At 68.0% G+C, this 17220-nt stretch carries 10 protein-coding genes; 5 read left to right on the plus strand and 5 right to left on the minus strand.

The genetic code is table 11. The features are described from left to right. The first annotated feature begins 69 nt into the window (after positions 1-69). The 5 genes from ACYX7E_RS07580 to ACYX7E_RS07600 are packed head-to-tail and all read left to right on the plus strand — an operon-like array spanning position 70 to position 4103. Positions 70-1311, plus strand: coding sequence for a benzoate/H(+) symporter BenE family transporter (locus ACYX7E_RS07580; protein WP_462079961.1), 1242 nt, complete (start codon positions 70-72; stop codon positions 1309-1311). Continuing rightward, positions 1311-2126 (plus strand): YggS family pyridoxal phosphate-dependent enzyme, encoded by an 816-nt coding sequence (locus tag ACYX7E_RS07585; protein ID WP_462079962.1) that lies wholly within the window; start codon positions 1311-1313, stop codon positions 2124-2126. The genes ACYX7E_RS07580 and ACYX7E_RS07585 overlap by 1 nt, the downstream gene beginning before the upstream one ends. Next, a complete protein-coding gene (locus ACYX7E_RS07590) occupies positions 2123-2308 on the plus strand; it encodes a hypothetical protein (protein ID WP_462079963.1) in 186 nt (61 codons plus the stop codon). Before ACYX7E_RS07585 ends, ACYX7E_RS07590 begins: the two co-directional genes overlap by 4 nt. A gap of 10 nt (positions 2309-2318) precedes the next feature. Next, positions 2319-3590: a serine hydroxymethyltransferase gene (gene glyA, locus ACYX7E_RS07595; RefSeq protein ID WP_462079964.1), complete on the plus strand. Its 1272-nt coding sequence runs from the start codon at positions 2319-2321 to the stop codon at positions 3588-3590. Positions 3591-3629: 39 nt separating this feature from the next. Then, positions 3630-4103, plus strand: a complete 474-nt coding sequence (locus tag ACYX7E_RS07600) for a carboxymuconolactone decarboxylase family protein (protein ID WP_462079965.1) — start codon at positions 3630-3632, stop codon at positions 4101-4103. Between the two features lie 274 nt (positions 4104-4377). Here the strand turns inward: ACYX7E_RS07600 and ACYX7E_RS07605 are convergent, their stop codons facing one another. The 5 genes from ACYX7E_RS07605 to ACYX7E_RS07625 form a co-directional block, all read right to left on the minus strand. Then, positions 4378-6273 (minus strand): autotransporter outer membrane beta-barrel domain-containing protein, encoded by a 1896-nt coding sequence (locus tag ACYX7E_RS07605; RefSeq protein WP_462079966.1) that lies wholly within the window; start codon positions 6271-6273, stop codon positions 4378-4380. A gap of 464 nt (positions 6274-6737) precedes the next feature. Next, the gene (locus tag ACYX7E_RS07610; protein ID WP_462079967.1) at positions 6738-8090 is read right to left on the minus strand and encodes a hypothetical protein; all 1353 of its coding nucleotides are present in this window, start codon (positions 8088-8090) and stop codon (positions 6738-6740) included. After that, the gene (locus ACYX7E_RS07615; protein ID WP_462079968.1) at positions 8087-14401 is read right to left on the minus strand and encodes an AAA domain-containing protein; all 6315 of its coding nucleotides are present in this window, start codon (positions 14399-14401) and stop codon (positions 8087-8089) included. The genes ACYX7E_RS07610 and ACYX7E_RS07615 overlap by 4 nt, the downstream gene beginning before the upstream one ends. Continuing rightward, entirely contained in the window at positions 14401-15072 is a 672-nt protein-coding gene (locus tag ACYX7E_RS07620; RefSeq protein ID WP_462079969.1) for a 4Fe-4S cluster-binding domain-containing protein, read from the minus strand. Before ACYX7E_RS07620 ends, ACYX7E_RS07615 begins: the two co-directional genes overlap by 1 nt. Continuing rightward, the gene (locus tag ACYX7E_RS07625; protein ID WP_462079970.1) at positions 15069-16901 is read right to left on the minus strand and encodes an AAA family ATPase; all 1833 of its coding nucleotides are present in this window, start codon (positions 16899-16901) and stop codon (positions 15069-15071) included. Before ACYX7E_RS07625 ends, ACYX7E_RS07620 begins: the two co-directional genes overlap by 4 nt. Between the last annotated feature and the right edge of the window lie 319 nt (positions 16902-17220).

Genomic DNA, 17220 nt, shown 5'->3' on the forward strand with positions numbered 1-17220 from the left:
TTCCAACCATTCTGCGCTTATAAATACGGGCCGCAAGTCCACTGCCGCTGCAGGAGTCGTCCGTTCCACATGGCCCATGCCCCCACGACCGCGTCCATTCGTTGGAACGACCTCCCGCACCCGGTCATCGCCGGGCTGATTTCCGTCATCGTCAACTACGGCGGGACCTCCATCCTGGTCTTCCAGGCGGCCAAGAGTGCCGGGCTGAGTCCGGAGCTGACGGCCTCGTGGGTGTGGGCGGTCTCCATCGGAGTCGGCGTCACCGGCATCGTCCTGAGCTGGACGACCCGCGAGCCGATCATCACCGCCTGGTCGACGCCGGCCGCGGCGTTTCTGGTCACCGCGCTGGCGACGACGCCGTACGCGGAAGCCGTGGGCGCCTACCTGATCTCGGCGGCCGCCTTCGTGCTGCTGGGCGTGTCGGGATGGTTCGAGCGCGTGATCCGGCTGATCCCGCCGGGCGTGACCGCCGGACTGCTGGCCGGCATCCTGCTGCAATTCGGCATCGGGGCCTTTGCCGGCGTGAGCCTGGATCCTCTGCTGGCGGGCCTGCTGATCGTCGCCTACCTGGTGCTCAAGCGGGTGTCGCCGCGCTATGCGGTGGTGGGCATCCTGGTGCTGGGGCTGGCATTCCTGCTGTTCCAGGATCGGGTCGATGTCGCCGGGCTGCGTCTGGCATTGGCCGCACCGGTGTTCACGATGCCGGTGTTCTCGTTCAACGCCTTGTTGAGTGTCGCGTTGCCGCTGTTCCTGATCACGCTGACCGGTCAGTACATGCCCGGCATGCTCGTGCTGCGCAACGACGGCTTCAAGACCAGCGCCAATCCGATCGTGACGCTGACCGGATTGGGCTCGCTGCTGATGGCGCCGTTCGGCTCGCACGCGTTCAACATCGCCGCCATCACCGCGGCGATCTGCACGGGCCGCGAGGCCCATGAGCAGCCGTCGAAACGCTGGATCGCCGGTGTGGCCGCGGGCGTGTTCTACATCCTGGTCGGGGTGTTCGGGGTGACGTTGGCGACGCTGTTCATGGCGTTTCCGGCGACCTTCATCGCGACGCTTGCCGGGCTGGCGTTGTTGGGCACCATCGGCGGCAGCCTCGCCAGCGCGATGGCCGACGCCAGGACCCGCGAAGCCGCGCTGATCACCTTTCTCGCTGCGGCAGCCAACATCAAGCTGTTGGGCATCGGCGGGGCGTTCTGGGGCCTGGTGATCGGGCTGGTGGCGTACGCGGTACTTAACGGCCGGTGGGTGCGGACGGTGCCGGCGGCTGCAGCCACGGCGATGCCCTGGAAGGGGACGACGCAGTGATGCCGGCCACGTTCGACACTCCGACCGGGCACGACCGGCACGGCCGCTATCCCGAAGCGACCAGCGTCGAGGATTTCCGGCGCAACCTGGCGGCGGTACGCGCGCGCATAGACGCCGCCTGTCGTCGCGCCGGACGCGACCCGGCAACGGTGCGCCTGTTGCCGGTCAGCAAGACCAAGCCCGAGGCCAGCCTGCGCTTGGCGCACGCCGCGGGGTGCCGGCTGCTGGGTGAGAACAAGGTCCAGGAAGCGCATCGCAAATGGGAGGCGATGCAGGATCTGACCGATCTGCAGTGGTCGGTCATCGGCCATCTGCAGACCAACAAGGCCAAGCTGGTGGCGCGCTTCGCCAGCGAGTTCCAGGCGCTCGACAGCCTGCGCGTCGCCGAGGCGCTGGAGCGGCGCCTGCAGATCGAGGGCCGCTCGCTGGATGTCTACGTGCAGATCAACACCTCGGGCGAGGCGAGCAAGTACGGGCTCGCACCGGACGAGGTACCGGCCTTCCTGCAGGCGCTGCCTGCGTTCCCGGCGTTGCGCGTACGCGGTCTGATGACCCTGGCGCTGTTCTCCAGCGAGGCCGAACGCGTGCGCCGCTGCTTCGTCCTGCTGCGCGGACTTCGCGACCGGCTGCGGCAACACGCGCCTGCCGGCATGGCACTCGACGACCTGTCGATGGGCATGTCGGGCGATTTCGAGATCGCGATCGAGGAAGGGGCGACGGTGGTCCGGGTCGGGCAGGCGATCTTCGGCGCGCGCTTGCTGCCGGACCACTACTACTGGCCCGATGCCGCGGGCGTTGGAGTGGCGCCCGCATGAAGGCGGCCGTGGTCATCCGCCATCTGGCGTTCAAGAACCGGGGCACACCGGTGCCGCTGCTCGTCGCCCGCGGCTACACCGTGCGGTATCTGGACGCGGCCAGCGAACGGGTCTGCGCTGACGACCTTGCCGTGGCCGGTCTGCTGGTGGTGCTGCCTCCCCACGAATACTCCACCCGATAGGACATTACGCATGTACGACGCCACTCTGTCCCTTGCCGATTTCGACCCCGAACTGGCCCAGTCCATCCAGCACGAATCGCGCCGGCAGGAAGATCACGTCGAGCTGATCGCGTCCGAGAACTACGCCAGCCCGCTGGTGATGGCGGTCCAGAACTCGGTGCTCACCAACAAGTACGCAGAAGGTTACCCCGGCAAGCGCTACTACAGCGGCTGCGAGTACGTGGACGTCGCCGAGCGTCTGGCGATCGAACGCGTCAAGGCGTTGTTCGATTGCGACTACGCCAATGTCCAGCCGCACGCCGGCGCGCAGGCGAATGCGGCGGTGTTTCTGGCGCTTGCCCAGCCCGGCGACACGGTCATGGGCATGAACCTGGCCCAGGGCGGTCACCTGACCCACGGTAATCCCGCCAACTTCTCCGGCCGGCACTACACGATCGTGCCTTATGGGCTGGATCCGGACACCGGGCTGATCGACTACGACGAGATGGCGCGCATCGCACGGCGGACGCGGCCCAAGATGCTGATCGGCGGCTTCTCGGCATACTCGCGTCACAAGGACTGGGCGCGGATGCGGGCGATCGCCGACGAGGTGGGGGCGGTCTTCTGGGTGGACATGGCGCATGTCGCCGGCCTGGTCGCGGCGGGCGAGTATCCCGATCCGCTGCCGCATGCCCATGTGGTGACCAGCACGACGCACAAGACGCTGCGCGGTCCGCGCGGCGGCATCATCCTGGCCAAGGGGCAGGGCAGCGAGTTCTACAAGAAGCTTGACTCGGCCGTGTTCCCCGGCACCCAGGGCGGACCATTGATGCATGGCATCGCGGCCAAGGCGGTGGCCTTCAAGGAGGCGCTGCGCCCTGAGTTCAGGACCTATCAACGCCAGGTGTTGAGCAATGCCCGCGGCATGGCCGTGGTGCTGCAGCAACGCGGCTACACGATCGTCTCTGGCGGCACGGACAACCATCTGATGCTGATCGACCTGTCCGCCAAACCATATACCGGCAAGGACGCAGACGCGGCGCTGGCCGATGCCTACATCACCACCAACAAGAATTCGGTTCCCAACGATCCGCGTTTGCCCTTCGTCACCTCAGGGCTGCGCATCGGCACGCCCGCGGTGACCACACGTGGCTTCGGTGTGGCCGAATGCGAGCAGTTGGCCGGCTGGCTGTGCGACGTGCTGGATGCACTCGAGGTCGGCGACGATGTGCTGACGGCGGTCCGTGACCATGTGCGTGCCCGGGTGATGGATCTGTGCCGGCGCCATCCGGTGTACGGCTGAACAGGTCCAACGCACGCAGGACGCGCTGTGCGAAGCCGCATGCCGCGCGGCACCCTCCCTATTTCTGTCAGGAGTCCATCGATGTCTTCTCTTCGTTTGCCGTACCAGAACCTTTCGCCCGAGGCCTATCGAGGACTCGGACTGACGAAACGAGCTCTCGACAAGAGCAGCCTCGGCAAGCAACTTGTCGAACTGGTCTATCTGCGCGTGTCGCAGATCAACGGTTGCGCGTTTTGTCTGGAGATGCACGCCGCGGCGCTGCGGGCCGACGGCATGCCCGAGGCCAAGCTGGACAGCCTGGCGGGGTGGCGGGTCAGCGCGCATTTCAGCGAACGCGAGCGCCTGGCGCTGGCCTGGACGGAGGCGTTGGTGGACGTGGCGAACACCCATGCGCCCGACGAGGCTTTCCTGCCGCTGAAGCCCGTCTTCAGCGATGCCGAGATCTCGGACCTCAGCTTTGCTGTCGCCCTGATGAGCGCGTTCAATCGTTTGGCGATCGGCATGCGCCAGTAGAACGTGTTCAATTCGGTCATCCGACGACCGGGTAGGTGGATGAGCTGAGCACTTGCTGGGACCGACCTAACTCGAAGCAGGCGCCACCTCGCAGATCACAGAATCTTTATGATGCGGCGAGGGGGGGCAGGCATCGTGCCGCCGGTGCGCCGCATCGATGCGGACATACGGAAGCGTGCGTGCAATGCTGTATGCAGCGAGAGGGACGGCCGATCCTATGCCCAAACGTTGCTGTTGTCGCGATAGGCGGCGTCCCTGCCACCTATCGCGTGGATCAGAACTGTAGGGACCAGCGTAGCGAAGCCCCGTGCTCGCGGGCTTCGTCTGCGTACTGGCCGTGGTAGCCAAGCTCCAGCAGGCTGTTCGTGCTCAGGCGAGCCGCCACGCCCAGGTCGAGGAGGGTGGCGTCACTCGCTACGGGCGCGCCGTGTACCATGAATCGATCACCGATTGTGAATGCCATCTCGGTCCAGGGCACCAGTTCGCCACCGGTCTTGCGATAGCCAAGGCCGCCCCGCAGGCTCAGCCAGGTATGCGCCTGATCCTTGGATTTGAAGTTGGCGTCGAATCGAATCCCGGCAGTGGTCAGATCGGCATTGACGTCGCGGGTCTGGCCGGACAGTGCTGCGGCAGCGCCGGACTCGTTAAACGCATCGGATTCGACGCGTACCTGCGCGAACTGGGCATAAGGCTCCAAGCCCCAGCGCGGATTGCCGAAGCGATAGCCTAACTCAACGAAGCCCTGCAGGGTCTCGACGTCGTACTTGGCTTGGGTCACGTCGCTGAATCCGGTGTACTCGATCTTCTGTCGCAGGTCTGCATCGTGATTACCCCAGGTTATACCCGCGCGCCAGCCGAAGCCGCCCCAGCCCTGACCGGCATACACGCCCGCCTGACGCGAGCGTAGGTCTGCTCTAGCGTTGAGTCGGTCGGGTACCTTCAGGTCGATATTGCCGATGCCACCCAACACACCCAGGCGAAGGCCGCTGTCGAACTGGTAGTCTGCACCCACCAACGTATTGCCCCCGCTGTACTCCACGCCTGCGGCATTGCCGTCGGTATGGATCTGGCCGCCGGTGCCCTGCAGCTCTAGCCACGCGCCGAACCGCTCGCTGTCGTCGTACTGACCTGCAAACGGATCGTTCATGTTCCGACTCCGATCCAGCGCCGCATTCCGTACGTGTCGGCTGCTGTCGACCAGTGCCGATTGCACGCTGGCGTGGGTGTCGCCGCTGAGCAGGTCGATCGCAGGCATGGCCTTGTCCGGGAACAGCTGTACCAGGGTTCTCACCAGATCGTTGCTGTCCCTCAATCCGTCGATACTACCCGCGGTGGTGCGTTGGTTGTGGGTGGCAGCGAGGTTCGCAAAGGCCATTCCGCGCGACACGTCCAGTGCCACGAGCGTTGGCGCGTACGCGAGCTTGAGCTTGAGGAAGGGTGTAATATCAGTGGTGTCGAGTGCCAAGAAGCGGCCGGAAACACCGTTCTCGGCGGACAGGAATGCATAGCGCTCGCCGAGTCCATAGACACCTGGTCCGCGTAGGGCGACCACCGTTCCACCTTCCAGCATGGCCTTGCCTTTCACCTGCAGTACATCGCGTTGGTCCGGCGGTGCCAGCTCGACTTCAAAGCGCGAGCCGACCAACTGCCAATAGTCGCCGTTGACGGTCAGTGTGCCAATCGAGTTCCCTGGCGCAATTGTGCCGGCGACACGGGTCTCACCGAGAGTGCCTGTTCCGCCAAGTCGTCCCATCGGCCCCACCCAAGTCGCGCCCCCCCCCGTCTGTAGGCCATTAAAACTTACACTTGCCGCACGTGCATCTTCGGACTGGGTGGATACGAACAGGTCCGCGCCTTGCAACTTGCCTTCTGCGGTCACCGTCGCCTGCCCCGCGTTCACCCGCAGAGCATTGCCCTGCAGGCTGCCACTGAGTGAAAGAGCGCCACCTTCGACGATGCCATCAAACCCGACGTCGTAGGCGTTATGCCCCGTCAGTGAGAGAGCGCCCTCGTAAAGAGTAAAGCCGTCGAACCGGTTGTCTCCGCTGAGGGTCAGGCTGCCGGCGCCGCGTTTGATCAGCGCGCCTCGGATGCGAGCGCGGACACGAAGGCCGGGCTCATCGTGGCCTTCCGGCCTCACGAGGAAAAGAAGAAGGAAGGGGCGCAGCATGCTCAAACCTACAGCCTTTCCCCTAGTTCAGAGTGGCGCGATGAAGCCGAACTTCGCGCCGATCTGGGTAAATGGGAGACAGTTTTGCACGGTGAGCATACCTTCCGTGGTACCAGCTTGCTTCGACCGATCTTCGACATTCACTATAACGCCCGGGATGCCGGAGCACAGACTAGCCATGCCGAGAGCATTCCTTACGCTTTGATCGTCACAATCAGTGCGCCGAAGTTCGCGAACATCCACCAAGCGATCCTAGACGCACACGAAGTGCTTCAGGTCATCGAGCCGAAGGTGCGCGTGTCGGTACCTGGGTCATGAAAGCGGTACGTAGGCCGTGGCTTTTTCCTGTTTGCTGTTCCGGAGCCGTATCACGTGAAGTTGCAAAGTCCGTCAGCCAGGAGACGAAGGACGCTAGTTCCGCCGGTGTACCTCTGTAGATCGACGCCTGGGTTGGCTATGAAGAATCAGCCCGTGCTTCGAGAATCTACTCCATAAGTCGAGTTTTCATTGTCGGCCACCAATTCGATCACCTTCAAGGGCACTTCGCCGATGCCCATGGCCTTCTCGATGGTGAGTTCGCTGCCGCGCTCGGCGAGCAGCGAGCGCAGTCGGGTGAATTCGCCGCACCAGATGGTCTCGATGTCACGATCGCGGCTGCGATCGCCGGTGTCGGTCAGGGAGACGGGGCGGACCTGCAGGCGGCCGGTTTCGGCGCGGCCGCCGACTTCGACGCCGTAGCCCGGGCTCGCGGCCTTGCGCAGGACCACGCTGCCGGCGTCGGCCCAGGCGGTCTCCATACCTTCGCGCACTTCGTAGCCGAGGCTGGCCAGGCCTTCGAGGACGGCGCGGCGGCGGGCGGCAGCGGCGCGGCGGTGCAGTTCCTCGGCGATGGCATCGGTGCACTGCTGCACTAGGGCGTCGACCTGCGCCATGTCGGAGTCGGGTGCGGCGAGGCAGGCGGCGACCTGTGCGGACAGTGCGGTGCCCGAGGCGCCGAGTAGTGTCTCTGCTTCGGCCGCGAGCGTGCGCAGGGTCGCGATGCGTTCGCGGCGTGCCTGCCACTCCGCGGCGGCCGCGGCGAGGTCGACGACCAGGCTGTCGAGCAGCATATTGCGGCGCGGGTCGGCAGGGTCGCGTTCGATCGCGTCGAGACGGCGCAGGAAGGGGGCTGCGCTGGCTTCGCCGTGCAGGGTCTGTAGGCGGGCGATGTGCTGGTCGATGCGGTCGAGGCGAGGTTCGCGGGTGGCGCGGTCTTCGGCGATCCAGCGGCCTGGGCGTTCGTAGTCCACCTGCAGCGCTTTGGCGAGGGCGTGCTGCTGTTCGCTCAGCGTGTCCGCCAGGTTCGCCGGTTCGAGCTGCGCGAACCCGCGCGCGACGACGGCGTCGGCATCGGCGTGCGCGCGACCTGCGGCGATCGCGCGCAGCGCGTCGACCAGCGACGAATCGGCGAGCGGGGTCGAGGCCTCCAGCGAGCGCAGCAGCGTGGCCGCGTTGTCGCGCAGGTTGCGCCGGGACTGGCGCACGCGCGCGGCCTCGGCCACAGCGCGTTCCTCGCGATCGGCGAGGTCGCGGGCGAGGAACGCCATTTCCTCGGGTACTTCCTTCTGCAGCGCCAGCAACTGGTCGTCCCGCAGCAACTTGCGCAGGCGGTCATGGCGCGCGCGAGTTGCGGCGATCTCGGCGACGCCTACTTCGCCGAGTCGCGTGGCTTGAGTTTGCCAGCGCTCGAACGCCTGTTCGAGCCGGCGTAAGTGACCTTCGCAGATGGCGAGGATTTCCTCTCGAGTGACGATGCGGACGACTTTGGGGCCGCTCATGTCGGATGGGCCTCGTTGCGGGAATTGGAGGTGGGCGCGGCGCTGCCGGCCATGGCCGTTTCGATCGCGCGTTTCAGCGCCTCGCGTTCGGCGTCGCCGTCGCGGTGCCAGCCCTGCGACGACACCCGGTGTAGGTGCGGCACCGAGCGGCGCAGCACGTCGCGGCGCCAGATCTCGCGTGCGCGGGCCTGGCGCAGCAGGGGATGTCGCGGGCTGTCGCACTCGATGCCGATCACGTATAGCTTTGTGGCCGGGTCCTCGATCGTGAAGTCAAGGCCGAAGGTGTCGCCTTCGTTCGCGGACACCGGCGCCCAGCCCAGCGTGCGGATGTACGCAGCGACGGCGGCGGTGAAGCCGTCGCCCTGCGCCGCGCGGGCGGTGCGCGCCTCGCGGCGGTCGGTCTGCAGCCGGGCGAGCAGGGCACGGCTGCCGTCGAACTCGCCCGCCGACACCGCGCGCGCATATTCGAGGTAGCCCTGCAGGTAGTCGCGCGGACTGGCCGGCGGGCGCTGCGTGCCGAGCATGTCGGAGATGTCGGCGATCGGCATCGAGGTGATCATCGCCACCTTGCGCCGCGCGCGGGTCACCGCGACGTTCAACCGCCGCTCGCCGCCGGTCTGCCCAAGCACGCCGAAGTTGCGGCGGAACGTGCCCTGACCGTTGCGGCCGAAAGTCGACGAGAACAGGATGACGTCGCGCTCGTCGCCCTGCACGTTCTCGACGTTCTTGACGAACACCGACATGTCCTCACCGTCCTCGCTGCGGTCGCGTTCCTCGGCAAAAGCCTGGCGGAATGCCTCGTCCTGCTCGGCGCGCAGTTCCATGCGTTCCTCGATCAGGTCCGCCTGCTTGCGGTTGAACGTCACCACGCCCAGCGTGGGCCGGCGCGTGCCGGCGTCGCGCCACAACTGCGCCACATAGTCGACGACGCGGTCGGCTTCCTGCGGGTTGGTTTGCTCCCGGTAGAGGCCGTCGACGCGGATCAGTTCCAGCGGCCGCTCTGCCAGCACCTTGGCCGGCGGATGGCGCACCGGTACGCTCAAGCGGTCGCCGTAGAACGCGGCGTTGGAGAACCCGATCAGCTCGCGGTAGGCGGAGCGGTAGTGGATCTCCAGCGTGGTCGTGGGCAGCACGCCGCGTGCAAGCTGCAGCAGGTCGGGGCAGTCCTTGATCTCGCGGCGGTTCCAGGTCTCCTCGAACTGGGCGTGGACCTCCTGTTCGGCGTCCTCGTCCGGGGTCTCGCCGTCGAACAGTTCGGCCTCGTCGCTCTCGACGCGGCTGGAGAAGAATGCGGTCGGCGGCATCTGCTTTTCGTCGCCGCTGACAATGGCCACACGGCCACGGAACAGCGTCGGCAGTGCGTACTCGACCGGCATCTGCGAGGCCTCGTCGTAGACGACCGTGTCGAACAGGCAGGCCCGCAGCGGCAGGACGCGGCTGGCGACGTCGGGGTTCATCAGCCACACCGGGCGCAGATGCATCAGACCGAGGCCGGCGCCGAGTTCGAGGAACTCGCGCAGGCGCCGCGAGCGGCGTCCGGTCAGGCGGGTGACGTCTTCCCACTGCTTGCGCGTGCCGAGCAACGAGCGGTCGATGCCGTCGGCAAGCAGTTGCCGGTTGAGTTGCCGCATCTGCGCGTCGGCTTGCGCCAGTGCGGCGACCTTGGCGGCGGCCTCGTCGGCATCGAGCAGCAGCGCCGGCTGCGCACGCTCCATGCGCAGTTTCCAGCCCAACCGTGCCTCGCGATTGAGCAGGCGACGGACTTCGGTTTCCAGCCGCTCGACCGGCACGCGATCCAGCACCGCCTCGTGTTCGCGCAGCTGGGCGAGGAACGCCAGGTCCTCGGCGCCGAGCGCAGTCGCGCGCACGCGGAACTGCTGGTAGGCCGCGAGTTGCGGCAGCGCCTGCACGATGTCGGCGAGCGAGGCGCGCGTGTCGTGGCCGAGGTCGATGGCGTGGCGTAGCTGCGCGACCCAGTCGGTGTCGGCCCAGTCGACGAGCCGTTGTAGGCGGTCGCGGCTGTGCTGGCGCGCGGCCTGCCGCGCCAGCGCGGCATCGGTGTCGGCGAGCAGTGCCTGCAGCGCGGGCAGGGTGCCGTCGCGCACCGCAGCCTCAAGCGGTGCGGCGCGCGGGGCCTGAGCGATGGCGTCCGCAAGCGCCTGCGCCTCGCGCAGCTGACCGAGGGTGTCGGCGACCTGCGTCGCCAGCGTCGGGCCGCTGTCGGCGGCGGGTGGCGACAGCCCCAGCAACTGCTGCAGGGCGCCGAACTCGCTGCGCAGCGGGCGCCAGTACGCTTCCAGTTTCGCGGCGGCGAATAGTGCGGCAACACGCGATGGGTCCGTCGTGCGCTCGCCGTGGCGTGCGAGTAACCCGGCGACGTTGCGGCGGCGCAGAAGGTGCAGCGGGTTGAACGAGGTGAACCACGAGGGCGGGCGCAGGAGGTGCTCGGCCTGCGCGAGCAGCCGCACCAGCGCGGGCGCAGGCAGTGCGCTCAGCGAGGCCGACCATTGCGGTGCGTGGTCTGCGATCGCGGATACGCGCAATTGCTGCTCGATCCGTTCCAGCGACGCGAGCGTGCGGGTGCCGACACCGTCGCCGCCGGCCGTCGCGTCGCGGAACAGCGGCAGCCAGCGCGCGAGTCGGCTGCGCTGGCCTTCATCCAGCGCCAGCAGCGCGCGCGCCGGTCCCAGCAGCCAGTCGCGATGCGGCGTCGGGTCGTCGACCTCGAATGTGGCGGGATGCGCCTGCAGCGCGGCGCGGCGCGCGGTCTCGGCGTCTTCGAACTGCCGCAGGTCGTGTTCGAACGACTGCAGCGTCGCCGCATCCGCTGGGAACGGCTGCAGGCAGGACAGCGGGCTGCCTTCATATCGCGCGGGCAGCCACAGCCGCGCCAGCGGCGCGCAGACTTCCTCCAGCCGCGTCAGCGCCGCGATGTCGAGGTCGCCTAGGCGCGGGCGCAGCCCCGGGAGTTCCAGCGGCGGTGCGCCTGCGTCCAGGGCGATCAGTTCGCCGAGCAGTTGCCGGTAGCTCAGCCCGGTGCGCGGATCGCGCTCGTGCAGGCCGGCGTGGAAGCGGTCGAGCTCGCCTTCCAATGCCTCGATGCGCGCGGCGATGCGTTCACGGTCGTGCCGCCACGGCGCCGTCGTAGGCTCGGACGCGAACAGCGTCTCCAGTTGCTCGCGCACGGCGCGGATCACCGGCTCGCGGTCGCGGTTGACGTCGTTGAGGATCACCACGCGGCTGCCGAGGCCCTCGGCGACCAGGCGCTTGTGCACCACCTCCAGCGCGGCGTGCTTTTGGCAGACGATCAGCAGACTGCGCTGCCGGCCGATCGCGTCGGAGACCATGTTGACGATGGTCTGGCTCTTGCCGGTGCCGGGCGGGCCTTCAACCAGCAGGCCCGGCGCCTCGCGCGCCTGCAGCACGGCCGCTTCCTGTGAAGGATCGCTGGGTGCGGTGAAAAAGCGCTCGCGTTCTGGCGGCGGCGCGGGCAGTTGCGCGGGGCTCGCGGTGCCGAGACGCAGCGCGGTCTCCAAACCCGTGCCGGCGGGCGCCAGCGCCTTGAGCTGGCGCAGGTCCTCGCCGAGCGCTTGGCCAAGGAAGGTCACGTGGAACAGCACCGCGGCGCAGGCGAGCTGGTCGTGGTGTGGGCGCACCTCGGTCGTGGCCGGCGGCAGGGCTTCGAGCACGCGCGTGCGCGCGTCGGCCAGCACGCCGAACGCATCCATCACCTCGGACGCCTTCAGCGCCGAGCGGCCGAGCAGTTCGTCGGCGGTGCGTCGCCACGCCTTGAGGGCCTCGGAACCGACCAGCGCTTCCATCGCGGGATTGAGACGGACTTCCTCGCGCTCGCTGTCGAACGCCAGCGACGCTTGGCCCCGGCTGCCGAGTTCGAGTTGCAGCTTCACCGGCCACAGCAGCAGCGGCGCGATGCGCGGGCGGGTGTGGCTGCCGGCCTCGCGCGTCAGCAGGAACGGGAAGCCCACATGCAGACCATCGATGCCAGTGTCGCGCTTGTACAGCGAACTCTGCCGGTGCAGGCCATGCAGGCGCTGGTCGAGCAGCGGGTTTGCGGCGAACGCGGCGGGATCGAGCGCGATGGCGCGCGCCTGCCGCTGCAGCAGCGCATCGAGCAGGGCCGCGGCGGGGCGGCGCTCGGTGTCGAGCTCGTGCAGGTCGACGCGGTGCGTGGTCTTTCCCAGGTGCATGCGCACCAGTGGACCGCGCAGCACGGTGGTGGCGACCTTTTTCTCGAAGAAGTCGAGGATCTGCGACACGTACAGCTGCTTCTGCGGCTGGCGCCAGCCGTCGGCAGGCACCGCCAGCAGCACCAGCGCGCGCGCCAGCGGCATGCGCCGCTCCAGCCGGAACTGGTCGGCCCAGTCGTCGAGGCGTTCCAGACCGCAGCGCGCGAAGCCGGCGATGCGTTCGTCGATAGTCCGGAACAGCGTCGGACGGTCGAGTTGCAGTTGCGCACGCGCGGCGTCGGCGTCGAACCGCGGCACGTCGGCGTCCTTCGCCAGTCGACTGGCTTCGCCCAAGAGCACGTCCACAGAGCGGAACTGGTCGAGCGCCGCGGCGAGCAGCACGATCAGGTCTTCCTCGGCCAGCAACCGGCGGTCGGACAGCGTGCGGATGCCGGGATGCTCGCTGTCGGGCAGCAGGCGCTGGCGCTCCTGCCACTGCGCGGCCAGCCGTGCGCGCGAGGTCGACAGCAGGTAGATGCGCAGCTGCGGTTCGTCGAGTGCGATGTCGTTGTGGCGGGCACGTTCGCGCACCAGCCCGGCACGGGTCTTCAACCGCCACAGCCAGCTCTCGCTGCCCAGCGATTCGAGCAGGTCGGGCACAGGGCCTGTGACCAGCGCGTAGCCGTCCAGCGGCTGTTCGAGCAGCCAGCCCGGCGTGACGATGCGGCCGCGGTGGATCAGCGGGATGTCGGGGTTGAGCAGCTTCAGCGCGACCATCAACCGGAAGTCGTCTTCCAGCGTGTCGTGCCGCGCGACCTGGCGCAGGCCGGCGAGCGACTTCGGCGGCAGCCCGGCCTGTTCGGCCCAGGTGACCAGCGCGCCGCGCAGCAGGTGGTCCAGCGCCTGCGCCCAGTGCTGTTCTTCGGCGGCGGCCAGTGCAAACAGGCTGGGTGTGTGGAAGCGGCGCGTGCCGAGCGCGAGGGTGGCGCCGGACTCGACGTCCTGCTCGCCCTGCGCGGCGGCGGGCGCGTCGACCTGTTCGCCCTCGAGCCACGAGCAAACCTGCGGCCATTGCCAGCGCTGGTGACGGTCACGCGCAAGCAGGCCGCGCAGCAGCAGTGCGAGCTGTGGGTCGAGGTCGTCCGGCAACAACACACCGTGCGCGAGCACGTGGATCAGCCAGGCATTGGGATGGATACCCTCGAAGCAGGCGCCCTGGGTGGCCTGCTCGAGCAGGATCATGCCCAGGCTCCACCAGTCCGACGCGGCGGCGACACCACCGGCGATGGCCTCGGGCGCCATGTACCGACTGATCTCCAGCGGCGACACGATGTCGAGGTCGTACTCGGACAGCCGCGCCGACCCAAATCCGCTGATCACCAGGTCCAGCGGCTCGCGCCGGCGCACCAGCAGCGTACCCGGGCGCAAGTCACGGTGGCGCAGCCCGGCCTCGCCAAACGCGTGCAGCGCGCGGCCGAGTTCGCGCACCACATGGCGCACGGTGTCGAGGTCGCGCACGACGATGCCGAGGCCGGCGAGGGTGCCGCCGGTAAGTTCCTCGGCGACTTCGTAGGCACGGTCGTTCCATCGGCCGGTGGCGATGATTTCGGGAACGTGTTCGCGCGGCAGCCGGCGCAGCACGGCGTAAATCGCCGGATCGGGTTCGGCACCGGCGCGGTACAGGGTCAGGACCGCCTGCCGGCCGTCTTCGTGCTGCGCGAGGTAGCGCTCGCGTACGTCATCGGTGCGGCTGATCTCGCGCAACAGGCGCCAGCCGTCGATGCGGGTTTCGCCGACGCCGGTTTCGGTCGCCGCGTCAGCGGGTAGCGTGTCTTCGATGGTGGCCGTGGGCGGCGCGGTCGCCGGTTCGGCGCCGCAGTCCAGGCACATCAGGTCGCCGGCCTGCATCGGGTGGCCGTTGCGGCAACGCGACACCTCGGCGTCACTCGTCGTCGGCGCATCCGCCTGCACCGCCTCCCGCGTCATCACCGGCTGCGGTCGCCAGCCGGGCGCGTGGATCGGCTCGCCGGCCAGGTCCCAGTCGCAGGCGCGCGCCTGCACCGTACCTTCGCAGAACAGCTCGTGCAGCGGACGCTCGGTCTCGCAGTTGGGGCAGAAGCGCATCACGCGTTCGGTGCTCCACGCCCGTCGCGCGTCGACACGTCGGCGCTGATCTGCAAGCGGTGGCCCTGATCGCGCAGCAGGTCGCGCAGGTGCAGCAGGTCATCGCGGCGCGGGATGCCCGCCATCCACACACTGCCATCGTCGTCGAGCATCAGGTCCAGTACCTTGTCGTCGGGCCGAAGCGGGCGTTCGAAGGCGGCGAAGCGTTCGCGTCCGAGCGCGGTCAGCAGGCTCAACCGCTGGTTGTCGCTGCCGCGCAGCGCGCGCGTCTGCGGCTGGTGCTGCGCGAACGGATCTGAGATCAGCGCGTCGATGAAGCCGTCGGCACGCGCCAGCAGCGGCGCCAGCCGTTCCAGCGAGTGGCCGCTGTAGACGAGGACGTCGACCTCGGTGCGTCGCCGCAGCGCCGCCAACAGTTCGAGCAATGCGTCCGGCTGGTCGAAGGGTTCGCCGCCGGAAATCGTCACGCCGTCGGCACCGGCGAGCCATAGCTGCACTTGCTCCAGCAATTGGGCGACGGTGGTGTGGCCGCGTCCCGGTCCCCAGGTGTCGGCGGAAATGCAGCCCGGGCAGCGGATGCTGCAGCCCTGAAACCAGAGACCCAGCCGGCGCCCGGGCCCGAGTGCGGTCACCGGGAAATGCACCCGCGACAGGGCGAGTGTCGCGCTCAAGCCGCCACCAGCCGCAGGTCCTCCGGTGACAGCTCAAAGATGACGAGACGCTGGCCCGGCTGCGCGTCCTGATCGAACAGCGCGCGCGCCAGCGGATTGATCAGATAGGCCTCGAGCTGGTTGCGGATGCCGCGGCCGCCGTTGGACAGGTCGGCCAGGCACAGCGCGCGCAGCGCGTCGCGCGCGGGCGCCGCGAGCGACACCTCCAGTTGCTGCTCGCGCAGGTCCCCGAGCGTGGCGTCGACCATCTGCTCGAAGATCTGCGCGGCGACATCGGCGCGGATGAAGTCGAAGACGATGATGTTCTCGCCGATGCGGTTGAGGATCTCCGGGCGGTTCAGCACCAGCTTGAAGTGACGCTCGATCTCGCTGCCGACCTTACGCTGCACGTCCTCGAACGGATCGGACGGCAGCACATTGGCCACGCGCGCGCCGGTCTCGTCGCTGCGGAAAATGCCGAGGTTCGAGGTGAACACGATCAGTGCCTCGGAGAAGTAGACGCGATCGCCGCGTCCGGAGGTCAGCACGCCGTCGTCGAGGATCTGCAGGAACTTGTCGAGAATCCGCGGATGCGCCTTCTCGATCTCGTCGAACAGGACCACGCTGAAGGGCTTCTCACGGATCGCATTGGTCAGCTCGCCGCCGACGTCGTAACCGACGTAGCCGGGTGGGGCACCGATCAGGCGCTGGTCGGAATGCTCGGCGCTGAACTCCGACATGTCGAAGCGGATGTAGGCGCTCTCGTCGCCGAACAGTAGGCTGGTGACGGTCTTGGCCAGTTCGGTCTTGCCGACGCCAGTGGGCCCAGCGAGGAAGGCGACGCCGCGCGGGCGGTTTCCCTTGCGGCTGGCGCCGACGCCGGTCATCGCGCGCTTGACCAGGTCGAGCATGTGCGTGACCGCATGCGTCTGGCCTTTGACCCGGCGACGGATGAAGCCGTCGGCCTCGCGGATCCGGCGGCGGTCGATCTTCAGCCACGGATCCTCGGTGACGCCGACCTTGTAGCGACGCACCGCATCGCCGATGCGCGCCATCGGCACGCCTTCGACCCGCGCCAACTGCGCGATCGCGTTGAGGTCGAGCAGCAGCAGGCCCTCGGTGCCGTCGACGAACGCGTCGGTGGCCTGCTGCAATGCCTCCGCATCGGCATCGCGCCCGCCGTCGAGGCCGCGCAGCAGGCTGGCCGCGATCGCGCGGCGCGCCGGAAGGTCGGGTTTCGACACGGGGATGTGGCGCAGCCGCGGGTTGTCGACCAGCAGCCAGTCCGGGAGGTCGCCTTCCTTGTCGACGATCCATAGCACGGTGTTGAAGAACGGTTTGCGCGCGTCGCCGGCGGGTCGTGCGCGGGCCTGGTGCGACAGCACCAGCGCCTGGGTGAACAGGCGATGCTCGACGGCGCTCAGGCTTTCGTTGCGCACGATCAAGCGCGACGCGAAGTCGACGACTAGCGCGACCGGACCGCCGTTGCGATCGACGAGGCGCGGCAGCGTCTCGCCGAGCAGGTCGGGGCCGGCGGCGGCCGCGCCTTCGACCGGCGTCAGCCCGAGTTCGCGCAGCAGCGCCTCGCCGTCGGCGGGATCCGTGCCGGGCCGCGCCAGCGTCCGGAACCCCGCGAGTGGATCCCACGCGATGACCTGGCTGTAGCCGGCCTCGAGCAGCGCGTCGCTCAGGTGTACAAGGAACGCCTGCGGCGTGACCACGCCGGGCGAGACTTCGCTGGCCTGCAGGTCGCCGACGTTGCCGGACAGCACGAACTGGCTCTTCAGCGGTAGGAACCGCAGGAGGTCGCGAAGCCATCGCGGCTTCTGGAATGCGGTGGTCGATGACACGGCGGAGGTCCTCTCTCACGTCCAACTTCGCCCAAGGATAGCCGCAACTGGCCACACTTCCCCAGATGTCAGGAGTGTGCTGCGAAGTGATCTCGCCGCGACGGTCGAACAACGCTGATCTCTATCACATACCGCTGGGAAGCCCCAAAGGGTGGTTTTCGGCAATCGAGCCAGGTCAGCGGATCTAAAGTAGATGCTAAGGGGGATTAGGGAGGTTTGTTGTGGGTAGGGTAGGGGGGCTGCTTACGACCCATTGCGGACGGTGCAAAAAATTGGTTTCGTGTGAGCTCTAGGGCGGAAGATTCATGACCGGGCTCCG

It is taken from the genome of Luteimonas sp. RIT-PG2_3, from assembly GCF_054902115.1.